Origin of the sequence: Micromonospora rosaria (assembly GCF_001567585.1) — a bacterium.
GTDB lineage: Bacteria > Actinomycetota > Actinomycetes > Mycobacteriales > Micromonosporaceae > Micromonospora > Micromonospora rosaria.
This window is the reverse complement of sequence record NZ_LRQV01000175.1, coordinates 1-11,780: the sequence shown is the minus strand read 5'-3', so window position 1 is coordinate 11,780 and position 11,780 is coordinate 1. Positions and strand designations below refer to the sequence as shown.

At 73.2% G+C, this 11,780-nt stretch carries 13 protein-coding genes and 1 pseudogene; 5 read left to right on the top strand and 9 right to left on the bottom strand.

Annotation, left to right across the window (positions count from 1 at the left end):
- The 3 genes and pseudogenes from AWW66_RS28915 to AWW66_RS28905 form a co-directional block, all read left to right on the top strand.
- A pseudogene (locus AWW66_RS28915) lies at window positions 1-252 on the top strand (transcriptional regulator); the annotation flags it as partial.
- A gap of 38 nt (window positions 253-290) precedes the next feature.
- Entirely contained in the window at window positions 291-1,796 is a 1,506-nt protein-coding gene (gene adh / locus AWW66_RS28910) for an aldehyde dehydrogenase (protein ID WP_067372923.1), read from the top strand.
- Window positions 1,796-2,224 (top strand): DUF779 domain-containing protein, encoded by a 429-nt coding sequence (locus tag AWW66_RS28905; protein ID WP_083979123.1) that lies wholly within the window; start codon window positions 1,796-1,798, stop codon window positions 2,222-2,224. The genes adh and AWW66_RS28905 overlap by 1 nt, the downstream gene beginning before the upstream one ends.
- Here AWW66_RS28905 and AWW66_RS28900 read toward each other — a convergent pair.
- The 6 genes from AWW66_RS28900 to AWW66_RS28875 form a co-directional block, all read right to left on the bottom strand.
- On the bottom strand, window positions 2,199-3,236 hold the full coding sequence (locus tag AWW66_RS28900) for a DUF559 domain-containing protein (RefSeq protein ID WP_245648531.1): 1,038 nt from the start codon (window positions 3,234-3,236) through the stop codon (window positions 2,199-2,201). The genes AWW66_RS28905 and AWW66_RS28900 overlap by 26 nt on opposite strands.
- A 232-nt stretch (window positions 3,237-3,468) precedes the next feature.
- Window positions 3,469-4,320, bottom strand: a complete 852-nt coding sequence (locus AWW66_RS28895) for an ABC transporter permease (RefSeq protein ID WP_169807191.1) — start codon at window positions 4,318-4,320, stop codon at window positions 3,469-3,471.
- A complete protein-coding gene (locus AWW66_RS28890) occupies window positions 4,320-5,270 on the bottom strand; it encodes an ABC transporter permease (RefSeq protein ID WP_083979121.1) in 951 nt (316 codons plus the stop codon). The genes AWW66_RS28895 and AWW66_RS28890 overlap by 1 nt, the downstream gene beginning before the upstream one ends.
- A complete protein-coding gene (locus AWW66_RS28885; RefSeq protein ID WP_067372932.1) occupies window positions 5,267-6,415 on the bottom strand; it encodes an ABC transporter ATP-binding protein in 1,149 nt (382 codons plus the stop codon). The genes AWW66_RS28890 and AWW66_RS28885 overlap by 4 nt, the downstream gene beginning before the upstream one ends.
- Window positions 6,416-6,420: 5 nt before the next feature.
- Window positions 6,421-7,551 carry a polyamine ABC transporter substrate-binding protein gene (locus AWW66_RS28880; protein WP_245648530.1) on the bottom strand — a complete coding sequence of 377 codons (1,131 nt, stop codon included), beginning with the start codon at window positions 7,549-7,551 and terminating at the stop codon, window positions 6,421-6,423.
- Between the two features lie 139 nt (window positions 7,552-7,690).
- On the bottom strand, window positions 7,691-8,056 hold the full coding sequence (locus AWW66_RS28875) for a DUF3499 domain-containing protein (protein WP_067372919.1): 366 nt from the start codon (window positions 8,054-8,056) through the stop codon (window positions 7,691-7,693).
- A 209-nt stretch (window positions 8,057-8,265) separates the two neighbouring features.
- On the opposite strand from AWW66_RS28875, the gene AWW66_RS28870 reads away from it, so the two are divergent.
- On the top strand, window positions 8,266-8,715 hold the full coding sequence (locus AWW66_RS28870) for a metallopeptidase family protein (RefSeq protein ID WP_067372917.1): 450 nt from the start codon (window positions 8,266-8,268) through the stop codon (window positions 8,713-8,715).
- Between the two features lie 108 nt (window positions 8,716-8,823).
- On the opposite strand, the gene AWW66_RS28865 is transcribed toward AWW66_RS28870, so the two are convergent.
- Window positions 8,824-9,081 (bottom strand): WhiB family transcriptional regulator, encoded by a 258-nt coding sequence (locus AWW66_RS28865; protein WP_007455784.1) that lies wholly within the window; start codon window positions 9,079-9,081, stop codon window positions 8,824-8,826.
- Between the two features lie 519 nt (window positions 9,082-9,600).
- Complete coding sequence (locus AWW66_RS35735; RefSeq protein WP_245648529.1) at window positions 9,601-9,777, bottom strand: hypothetical protein; 177 nt, start codon at window positions 9,775-9,777, stop codon at window positions 9,601-9,603.
- Between the two features lie 78 nt (window positions 9,778-9,855).
- Here AWW66_RS35735 and AWW66_RS36155 point away from each other — a divergent pair, with 78 nt between their 5' ends.
- Entirely contained in the window at window positions 9,856-10,413 is a 558-nt protein-coding gene (locus AWW66_RS36155) for a hypothetical protein (protein WP_211272141.1), read from the top strand.
- 151 nt (window positions 10,414-10,564) lie between these two features.
- Here AWW66_RS36155 and cofH read toward each other — a convergent pair.
- Window positions 10,565-11,780 (bottom strand): 5-amino-6-(D-ribitylamino)uracil--L-tyrosine 4-hydroxyphenyl transferase CofH (cofH, locus tag AWW66_RS28850; RefSeq protein ID WP_245648528.1); only part of this gene is annotated, 1,216 nt, incomplete at its 5' end.

Genomic DNA, 11,780 nt, shown 5'->3' with positions numbered 1-11,780 from the left:
GGGGTGGCGCGGCTGCGCCGGCTGGTCGACGGGCAGGTGCGGGCGGCGGTGCTGGCCGCCGCCGACCCGGCGCCGCTCGCGGCCTGGACGGCGACGCCCGCCGGGGCCGACGACCTGGCCGCCTGGCAGGCCCTGGCGCGGGCGTTGCCGCCGGGCGCGCCCCGTCGGCCCCTCGCGGTCGCCCGCGCCCACCATCTCGCCCGGGAGTACGCGCTGCCGGACGCAACGTTCCTGCAACGTCCGCGTCACTAGCCTCGCCCCCGTCAGCCCGACGGACGGCGGAGGTACCCATGACGCGCTACGACGCCCCCACCCACTGGCAGTCCCGCTACGACCACTTCATCGGGGGCGAGTACGTCCGGCCGCACGGCGGTCGCTACGTCGAGAACCCGACCCCGGTGACCGGTCAGATCTTCTGCGAGGTGGCCCGGGGCACCGCCGAGGACGTCGAACGGGCGCTCGACGCGGCCCACGGTGCCGCCGACGCCTGGGGGCGGACCCCGGTGGCCGAGCGGGCGCTGCTGCTCAACCGGATCGCCGACCGGATGCAGGAGCACCTGGAGGACCTGGCCGTCGCCGAGACCTGGGAGAACGGCAAGCCGGTACGGGAGACGCTGGCCGCCGACATCCCGCTGGCCATCGACCACTTCCGGTACTTCGCCGGGGCGATCCGGGCCCAGGAGGGTTCGCTGGGCGAACTCGACGACGACACCGTGGCGTACCACTTCCACGAGCCGCTCGGGGTGGTCGGGCAGATCATCCCGTGGAACTTCCCGCTGCTCATGGCGACCTGGAAGCTCGCGCCGGCGCTGGCCGCCGGGAACACGGTGGTGCTCAAGCCGGCCGAGCAGACCCCCGCGTCGATCCACTACTGGCTCTCCCTGGTGGCCGACCTGCTGCCGCCGGGGGTGGTGAACGTGGTCAACGGCTTCGGTGTCGAGGCGGGCAAGCCGCTGGCCTCCTCGCCCCGGGTGGCGAAGGTGGCGTTCACCGGGGAGACCACCACCGGCCGCCTGATCATGCAGTACGCCAGCGAGCACATCCGGCCGGTCACCCTGGAGTTGGGCGGCAAGAGCCCGAACCTCTTCTTCGACGACGTCAGCGCGGCCTCCGACGACTTCCTGGACAAGGCGCTGGAGGGCTTCACCATGTTCGCCCTCAACCAGGGCGAGGTCTGCACCTGTCCGTCCCGGGCGCTGATCCAGCGCGGCCACTACGCGGACTTCCTGCCCGCCGCCGTGGAGCGGACGCGGGCGGTCCGGCAGGGCCACCCGCTGGACACCGAGACGATGATCGGCGCGCAGGCCTCCAACGACCAGTTGGAGAAGATCCTCTCCTACCTGGACATCGGCCGGCAGGAGGGCGCCCGGGTGCTCACCGGCGGCGCCCGCGCCGACCTGGGCGGGGAACTCTCCGGCGGCTACTACGTCGAGCCGACCGTCTTCGAGGGTGACAACTCGATGCGGATCTTCCAGGAGGAGATCTTCGGCCCGGTGGTCTCGGTGACCTCCTTCGCCGACCTCGACGAGGCCGTCAAGATCGCCAACGACACCCTGTACGGCCTCGGTGCCGGCGTCTGGACCCGGGACCTGAACACGGCGTACCGGGCCGGGCGGGCGATCCAGGCCGGGCGGGTCTGGACGAACTGCTACCACGCGTACCCGGCGCACGCCGCGTTCGGCGGGTACAAGCAGTCCGGCATCGGCCGGGAGAACCACAAGATGATGCTGGAGCACTACCAGCAGACCAAGAACCTGCTGGTCAGCTACTCCCCCAAGAAGCTCGGCTTCTTCTGATGGGCAGCACCCCCGACGCCGTTGCCGGCACCCCCGACGCCGTTCCCGGTGCCCCCGCCCCACCCTCGGCGCCGCCGCCGGAGTCACCGCCGGTGTCGCTGACCCCGGCGGCGGAGGAGCTGCTCCGGTCGCTGCGCCGGCAGCACGGGCCGCTGATGTTCCACCAGTCCGGTGGCTGCTGCGACGGCAGCGCCCCGATGTGCTACCCGGCCGGCGAGTTCCGCACCGGCGCCGCCGACGTCCGGCTCGCGGAACTCGTCGTGCCCGGCGTACCCGAGCCGATCGGGTTCTGGATCTCCCGCTCCCAGTGGGACCTGTGGCGGCACACCCGCCTCACCGTCGACGTCGTCCCGGGCCGGGGCAGCGGCTTCTCCCTGGAGTCCCCCGAAGGCGTCCGCTTCCTCACCCGCTCCCACCTGGCATCCTGACCCCCTCTCCCGCTCTCTCCCGCTCTCTCCCCGCCCCGCCCGCCCCTCCCCTCCCCCTGACGCGCGATCTTGCATTTGCGGCCCGCGAAAGGTCTGATATATCCCATTTGGGCGGGCGGGAACTGCAAGATCGCGGCGAGGTGGGGTGGGGCAGGGGCGGGGTGGGGCAGGAGAGGGCGGCGCGGATGGTGGCGACGATGTGGGCCGGACGGCGGTAGAGGTCGCGGTCGGTGAAGTAGCGGATGGTCCACCCGTTGGCGTCCAGCCAGTTGGCCCGGTCACGGTCGGCTCGCAGGCGGTCCCGATCGAGATGGGAGAGACCGTCGTACTCGATGCCGACGCGATGTTCCCGGTACCCGAGGTCGAGCCGGAAACGGGCGATCCCGTCCCCGTCCACCACCCAGATCTGCGGCTCCGGCACCGGCAGGCGACCATCGATCAGCACCAGTCTCAGCTGGCTCTCCTGACGACACTCGGCCCGCCCGTCCGCCAGCGGCACCAGGTCACGTGCCTGTCGTACGCCCGGCAGCCCCTGGTGGGCCGAGACCTCCCCGGCCAACTCGTCCATACTCGTCGCACCGGACCGGATCGCGGCGTCGAGCACCGGAAGGACATCCAGCCGGCGCACCGTACGTGCCAGGTCGATCGCGCACCGTGCCGGCGGCAGGCACGGCAGGCCGTCCACCAGCACCGGATCGACCGGCAGCACCGAGTGGTGCACCACCAGGCCGGGCAGCCGTGGCTTCGGCACGCCGGGCGGCAACTGCACGTGCACGGCCGCCGCGTTCAGCACGCCGAACCCGTGCAGCCGCGCCGCGCTGTGCCGGGTCAGCACGGCCTCGGCCGGCAGGCGTGCCAGCATGGCGCGCACCGCGTCCCGCCCGGTCACCGGCTGGTCCGCGTAGACCCCACGCCGCACCCGGACGAGCCGACCCCGGGCGACGTCGGTGCGAATCCGCTTCGGCGTGGTGAGCCGGAGCAGGCTGGCGGTCCGCCAGATCCGTGCCGTCATCCCGCCAGCATCGCCGACCTCACCCCACCACTGCTGCACCCCTGTGGACAACCACCCCCTGTGGAAACTCCCTCCACAAACCCCCCACCCGTGCTAAGCCCTCACCCTTCCTCCCCTGACCGCTCGCGATCTTGCACTTTAGGCCCCAGAAATGAGGCATTTAACCCTTTTGCCAGGGCGCCAAGTGCAAGATCGCGGGGGAAGGGAGGGGCCCGGGGAGGGGTGGGGTGGGTTAGCGGTGGGGGCGGGAGGGGCGGCGGGGGAGGGAGGTGAGGGCGACGAGGAGGAGGGCGAGGGCGAACATGGCCGTGCCGACGACGTTGACCTGGGGCGGGATGCCCCGCTGGGCGGCGCCCCAGACGTACATGGGGAACGTGACGGTGGTGCCGGCGTTGAAGTTCGTCACGATGAAGTCGTCGAAGCTCAGCGAGAAGGCGAGCAGCGCGGCGGCGGCGATGCCGGGGAGCAGCAACGGCAGGGTGACCCGCCGGAACGCCTGCCACTCGGTGGCGTACAGGTCCATCGCGGCCTCCTCCAGCCGGCGGTCCATGCCGGCCAGCCGGGCCCGGACCGTGACCACCACGAACGACAGGCAGAACATGACGTGCGCGACGACCACGGTCCAGAAGCCCTGCGGCGCCCCGGCGGCGACGAAGAGGGCGAGCAGGGAGGTGCCGAGCACCAGTTCCGGGGTGGCCATCGGCAGCAGGACCAGCAGGCCGATCCCGGAGCGGCCACGGAACCGGTGCCGGGTCAGCGCGTACGCCATCATGGTGCCGAGCACGGTGGCGACCAGGGTGGCGAGGAAGCCGACCTGCACGCTGCGCACCACCGCGTCGCACATGTCCCGGGTGGCGCAGGGGTTGGCCCAGTTGTCCAGGGTGAACCGGTGGAAGTCGTACGAGAGCCGGTTGGTGGGCTGGTTGAACGACAGCGCCGCGACCACGGCGATCGGCAGGAGCAGGTACCCGAGCACCAGCAGCGCCACCCCGACCACCCAGCGGTCGACGAGCCAGCGCGCGACCCGGCCCGACAGCGGCGCGCTCCGGGGTGCCGGCGTCGCCGGCCCGGCTGCCGGGCGCATCAGCGGGCTCCCCCGTCCAGGGCCGGGGAGCCCTCGCCCCGGGTGTGCCGCAGCAGGGTGACCACCAGCCCGAGGACCGCCGCCATCAGCAGGAACGACAGCGCCGCCCCCTGCGGATGGTCCAGCCGGACCAGGAAGGCCGAGTCGATGACGTTGCCGACCATGTACTCGTTCGGGCTGCCGAGCAGTTCCGCGTTGATGTAGTCCCCGCTGGCCGGGATGAAGAACAGCAGGACCCCGGCGACCAGGCCGGGTTTCGCCAGCGGCAGGGTGACGGTCAGGAACGTCCGCAACGGGTCGGCGTACAGGTCGGTCGCCGCCTCCAGCACCCGGCGGTCCAGCCGCTCCAGGCTCGCGTACAGCGGCAGCACCAGCAGCGGCAGGAAGTTGTACGTCAGGCCGAGCACCACCGCGAACGGGGTGGCCAGCAGCCGCCCGTCCGGGGCGAGCAGGTGCACGTCGCGCAGCAGCCCGACCAGCCAACCCTGGTCGGACAGGATGGTCTTCCACGCCAGGGTGCGGACCAGGAAACTGGTGAACATCGGGGCCACCACGCAGACCAGCAGCAGGTTGCGCCACCGGCCGGCGCGCAGCGCGATGGCGTACGCCAGGGGGCAGCCCAGCGCCAGCGCCAGGAGCAGCGCCAGCCCGGCGTACCCGAAGGAGCGGGCGAGGTGCGGCCAGTACGTCGCCAGCGCGTCCGGGTAGTTGCCGAACGCCCAGGCGAAGACGTACCCGGTGGAGAGCGACCCGGTGGGGTCGTAGAGGCTGGCGGCGGCGAGTTGGACCAGCGGCAGCCCGAAGAAGAGCACCAGCCAGGCCACCCCGGGCAGCACCAGCAGGTACGGCAGGACCCGGCGTCGCCCCGGACCGCCGCCGGGCACCGAGGCGGCCGGGCGGGCGGCCGGCGTACGGTGGGACGCCGGGGACGGGGCGGACCGGTCGGTCACCCGGGGGCTCCGACCGGCTCGCCGGCCGGGGCGGCGGCCCGCTCGACCGGGTCGCGGGGCAACAGGAAGGCGTGCCGGGGGACCCAGTGGGCCAGCACCGCCGCGCCGACCGGCAGCCGCGCGCCGGTGCCGTCGTTGACCGTGTACGCCGACAACTCGCCGCCCCAGCCCGTGCGGAGCAGGTACCGGGTGCCGGAGCCGAGGTACGTGACGTCGGTGACCACCGCCGGGATCTGCTGGTGGCCGGCGGGTACCTCGTCGGCGGTGCCGGCCAGGCGCAGCTTCTCCGGGCGTACCCCGAGGTGGACCGCGCCCCGGTCGGCGCGGGCCCGGTCGGCGGGCACGGCGAGCCGCAGGCCGTACGCGGTGACCGCGACCTCGTCCCCGGCGGTGCCAGCGGCCTCGGCGGCGAGCAGGTTGCACTGGCCGAGGAAGGTCGCCACGAAGGCGCTGGCGGGATGGTCGTACAGGTCGGCCGGGGCGCCGAGCTGCTCGACCCGGCCGGCGTGCAGCACCGCGACCGTGTCGGCCAGCGTCATGGCCTCCTCCTGGTCGTGCGTGACGTGCACGAAGGTGGTGCCGAGGTCGGTCTGGAGCCGTTTCAGCTCGCCCTGCATCTGCCGGCGCAGGGTCAGGTCGAGCGCGGCCAGCGGCTCGTCGAGCAGCAGCACCCGGGGGCGGTTGACCAGGGCGCGGGCCAGGGCGACCCGCTGCTGCTGCCCACCGGAGAGCTGGCCGGGGCGACGCCGTTCGTACCCGTCGAGCTGGACCAGCGCGAGCATCCGCCGGACCTGCTCGGGCACCTCCCGCACGCCCCGGCGGCGCAGCCCGAAGGCGACGTTGTCGAAGACGTCCAGGTGTGGGAAGAGGGCGTAGCTCTGGAAGACGGTGTTCACCGGCCGGCGGTACGGGCGCAACCCGGTGAGGTCCCGGTCGCCGAGCAGGACCCGCCCGCCGGTGGGTCGTTCCAGCCCGGCGACCATCCGCAGGGTGGTGGTCTTGCCGCAGCCCGAGGCGCCGAGCAGGGCGAAGTAGCTGCCCTGCGGCACGGTCAGGCTGACCGAGTCGACGGCGGTGACCCGGCCGAACCGCTTGCTGAGGTCGACCAGGTGCAGGTCCCCGCCGGGCGGGTCGTCGTCGGGCATCCCGGTCACGCCCCGATGACCCGCTGGAAGGCCGTCTCGTACCGGCGTTCCTGCTCCTCGTCCAGGGTCATGAAGACGCGGGCCCGGTTGAGCAGGGCGTCGTCGGGGAAGATCAGCGGGTTGGCGGCCAGCTCGGGGTCGATCCGCTCCATCTCCTCCCGGGCGCCCCGCACCGGGCAGATGTAGTTGACGTACGCGGCGAGCCGGGCGGCGACCGCCGGGTCGTAGTAGTGGTCGATGAGCCGTTCGGCGTTGGCCCGGTGGGTGGCCGTCTTCGGCACCAGCAGGTTGTCGCTGAACAGCAGCACGCCCTCCTCGGGCGCGACGAAGCGGACCCGCTCGTCGCCGGCGGCGAGCTGGATGGCGTCACCGGACCAGGCGAGGCAGGCGGCGATGTCGCCCCGGGCCAGCTCGGGGGCGTAGTCGTTGCCGGTGAAGCGGCGGATCTGCCCGGCGGCCACCGCCCGTTCGAGCCGGGCCAGCGCCGCGTCGAACTGGTCGTCGGTGAAGTTCGCCGGGTCGTGCCCGGCGGACTGCAACAGCAGCCCCATGGTGTCGCGCATCTCGCTGAGCAGGGTCACCCGGCCCTTCAGGTCGGGTCGGGTGAGCAGCTCGTCGACCGTGCGGACCTCCCGGGTGACCCGGCCGTTGTAGGCCAGGCCGGCCAGCCCGGACTGCCAGGGTACGGCGATCCGGCCGTCCGGGTCGAAGGAGCGGTTCGCCAACTGGGGCAGGAGGTTGGCCCGGACGTTGGGCAGCCGTGCCGGGTCGAGCTGCTGGATCCAGCCGAACCCGATCATCCGGGCGGCCAGCCAGTCGGTGAGCACGATCAGGTCCCGGTCGATGCCCCGGCAGGCGGCGAGCTGCTGGCGGACCTTGCCGAAGAACTCGTTGTTGTCGTTGATGTCCTCGGTGTACGTCACCCGGATGCCGGTGCGCGCGACGAAGTCGTCGAGGGTGGGCCGCTTCGTCGGATCGTCCTCGTCGACGTCCAGGTACTGCGGCCAGTTCGAGAAGGCGAGCGTCGGCTCGCTGGCGGACCGGTCCTCGGTGACGCAGTCCTGCGGATCCTGCCGGGCTCCCTCGACGCCGCAACCGGCGGCGACCAGCGCCGAACCCAGGACCCCTGTGATCAACCCACGCCGGGTCAGCGTGACCGGCCCACGCCGGGACAGTGGAGTACGCAACCACAACTCCCAAACCGTCGCCTCGCCCGCCGGGCGGCGGGCCCCCGGAATCCTGGCACGCCCGGGAGAGGCGGGTGGCGGAGGGGGTTCAGTGGTGGGGCGGGATCACCCGGAGGTGTCCCCGGCGGCCGGTCTGCGGGTTGGCCGGCAGGGTCTGGTCGTCCTCGGGGGGACGGGGTGCCGGGCGGGCGGCCTCCCGGACCGCCTCGGCGAGGGCCACCAGGTCGTCGGTGGTGGGCGGCGGGGGCTCGAACTCCCCCTCGTGCCGGACGACGTCCCAGCCCCGGGGGGCGGTCAGACTCCGGGCGTGCGGCTCGCACAGGTCGTACGTGTGCGGTTCGGCGAACGCGGCCAACGGCCCGACGACGGCGGTCGACTCGTTGTAGACATAGGTCAGGGTGGCGACTGCTTGCCGGGGGCAGCCGTTACGGGAGCAGCGCCGTGGTGACCTCACGGCGGCAGGGTATCTCCATTACCGGGTCCGGCGCACTGGTTCGCGTTGCGACACGCCCGTCATGGTGATCACAATTCGTACTCGGTCCGGCCGCGATCCGCATCGGGGTGGTCGCCGCGCCGGCCGACGTCCCGCCGGGACCGGTGCCGGCACGCCATCGGCACGCCGCAGCAGCAGGCCAGCCCGGTACGGAGGCTACCCTGTGCCTCATGACGAGCCCGGAACACCGCCGCCCCGGCTCCCGCCGGCGCGCCCACCGGGACCGGCACGGTCGCGGACTGCGCGGGCGGCTGGTTCCGGCGACCGTGCCGCTGGCGCGGACCAAGGCGGAGGTCTTCGACGACCTGGTGCTGGACACCGTGGAGACCCTGGAGCGCCGGTTCGCCAAGGAGTTGGCGGGGGTCGAGTTCGCGGTGGAGGACGTCCCGCCGGATCTCAACGTGTACGACTCCGACGTGCTGGAGGACGGCGAGGTTCCGCTCGCCCGACTGCTGCCGGGGCGCCCCGGTCGGCAGGAGGTGCCGCCGCGCATCGTGCTCTACCGGCGACCGTTGGAGTTCCGGGCCATGGACCGCGAGGATCTCGCGGATCTCGTCCATGACGTGATCATCGAGCAGGTGGCCAACCTGCTGGGCGTCGACCCCGACGAGTTGGCCTGAGCCACCCGCCCCACCGGGGCCGTCCGTCGTGGCCGAGTCGCCCGTCGAGGCGCGACCCGCCCGTCGTGGCCTGAGCCGGGCGGCCCCCACCGCCCTGGCCCGGCTCGCTCAGGCGGCCCGCCGCTTGAGCTTGCGCCGCTCCCGTTCCGAGAGCCCGCCCCAGATTCCGAACCGCTCGTCGTGGCCGAGCGCGTACTCCAGGCATTCCGTCTTGACCTCGCAACGCGAGCAGATTCGCTTCGCCTCGCGGGTCGAACCGCCCTTCTCGGGAAAGAACGCCTCCGGGTCGGTCTGCGAGCAGAGCGCCCGCTCCTGCCACTCCGGCGCGTTCCCGAGCAGGTCGGCCACCTCCAACTGGCCGTCCATCAGTTGCCTCCTTGTCGCGCACCGGCGTCATCGCCGCTGCAACCCCCCACGCGAAAGGCGTGCTTGTCCGTCCGATCCCGATTTGCTGCGATCGGTGTGAACAACCCCATTCAAATTACACGCGTGTAATGCGTGCGCCGTCAAGCCGAACTTGATAATGGGAGTCGTCCTCCTGACACCACGCCGGGCGGCCATCCGAGCCGTCCCGGCCTCGCAACCTGCCCTATCGATTCAGACCCCGCACGAGTAACGCCCTCCCCGGCGAGTTGCCCGAGTTTTCTCCTGTGGCGCGACCTCCCCCAACCCGCCGAAACCATCGACATCCACACATCGGATGGCGTTCTGCGCGGCTCCGGAGGAGCACCCCGGAACGTGCCGACGACCGGCCCGCCAAGATCACCAGCCTTGGTGGCAAAGGGTAACGCGAGCGGCCCCGTAGCGCTCGTCCAGCCGCAAACGCCGATCGCGCTCCGTCCACATGGTGGACGGAGCGCGATGGTCGGGACGGGGTGCCCCAGCTCAGGGCGGCCCGGCCGGCTCGCTGACGGGCCAGACGAATTCGGCGACGACACCACCGAGGATCGGGACCGTACCGGCCGGCGTGTCGTCGTCCCACCAGACGGTACAGACACCGGCCGGGAGGTCCGGGTGGACCGCGCTGTGGAAGGTGCCGTCGCGGACCCTCCGCTCGCGCACCGCCGCGTGGGTACGCGACTCGTCCGGCCGGTCCCGCCGACTGGTTTCGATCTCCCGACCGAGCCGGTGGCGTCCGGTGTGGACGATCACCGCGCTGGCGTCACCACCCCGGTCGAGGACGACGCCGCCGCGCTCGACCCCGGCGTCACCGCCGCCGCCACGTCCGGGGTGGACCGGCGGTCGACCAGCGGTACCGCCAGCCCGGCGATCGCCCGCACCGCGATGGTGACCACGTCGCCGGTGACCCGTCGACCGTGGGGACAACCGACGAGGTCCCCGCCGGGCGGGTCGGGCCGGCGGGGGGTCAGCGGCGCGGGCGGCCGTACCGGCCGGTCAGCGGCGCGGGCGGCCGTACCGGCCGGTCAGCGGCGGGCGGCGGCGCGGCGCGGCCGGTCCGCCGGGCCCCGGTCGGGTACCTCGACCCGGGGCGTGCCGGCGGAGATCTCCCACGTCGACGACGAGGCGTCCCGCAGGTGCACGACGATCGGGCCGTCGGCCCGACCGGCCGACCCGGTCCGGGTGACGGCGGAGGGCCCCGGCACGGCGAGCGCCGCCGCACCGAGGGTCGCGCCGCTCGCCGCCGGCGTCAGCGCCCGTCGACGGGTCAGCCTGGGTAGTGCTGGTCACTGCTCATGAGCACCCTCTCCAGCGGGCGTGGGCCCGCACGACGGGCGAGGGGACGGGCCGCGACGCGACGGTCCCTCCGGGACACCCGGCGGCGGCCCTCGCCTCGACCGCCGCCGGCATCCGGTGGTACGGCCGGCGGCGGGAAAAGGTTCGACGTCTCCTAGCCGGCGTGACCGTACGCGGTCGTCCGCTGACGGGCCGGCCGGCCGGCGGCCGTGGCGATGGCGACCAACTGCTCCTCGGTCCGCGCCGACCCGTTGTCGGAACCGGCCATCCGGGAGATCGTCTCCTCCATCAGGGTGCCACCGAGGTCGTTGCAGCCGCCCTGGAGCATCGCCACCGTGCCGGCGTCGCCCAGCTTGACCCAGGAACACTGGATGTTGTCGATCCGGCCGTGCAGCAGCAGCCGGGACATCGCGTGCACCGCCCGGTTCTCCCGCCAGGTCGGCCCGGGGCGGGCGATGCCGGCGAGGTAGATCGGCGCGTTGGTGTGCACGAACGGCAGCGCCACGAACTCGGTGAACCCGCCGGTGCGGTCCTGCACCCCGGCCAGCACCCGGAAGTGCGCCAGCCACTGCCCGGGGTGGTCGACGTGGCCGTACATCATCGTGGAGCTGGACCGGATGCCCAGCTCGTGCGCGGTGCTCACCACCTCGACCCAGGCGGCGGCCGGCAGTTTGCCCTTGGTCAGCACCCAGCGGACCTCGTCGTCGAGGATCTCGGCGGCGGTGCCGGGGATGGTGTCCAGCCCGGCCGCGCGCAACCGCGTCAGCCACTCCCGCACCGGCACGCCGGCCTTCGCCGCCGCGGTGACGATCTCCATCGGGGAGAAGGCGTGCACGTGCATCCCCGGTACCCGGTCCTTGATCGCCCGGACCAGCTCCGGATAGATGGTGACCGGCAGCTTCGGGTCGATCCCGCCCTGGAGGCAGACCTCGCTCGCGCCGGCCGCCCACGCCTGCGCGGCCCGCTCGGCGACCTGCTCGACGGAGAGCCGGTACGCGTCGGCGTCCCGCTCCCGCTGCGCGAAGGCGCAGAACCGGCAGCCCACGTAGCAGACGTTGCTGAAGTTGATGTTCCGGTTGACCACGTACGTCACGTCGTCGCCGACGGTGTCCCGCCGCACGTCGTCGGCGATCCGGCAGAGCTGGTCGAGGGCCGGCCCGTCGGCGGCGAAGAGCGCCAGCGCCGCCCCGGCGTGCCGGGGCTCCAGCAACGCCGCCGGATCGTCGGCGGCCAGCCGGAGCCCGGCCCGCAGGTCGTGGTCGCCGGCCCCGACCGACCCGCCCGCCGCGACCGGCGTCCCGGCCTGGCCGCCCGCCCCGGCCCGGTCGCCTGGCCCGGCCTGGCCGCTCGCGCGGGCCTGGCCGGCGACG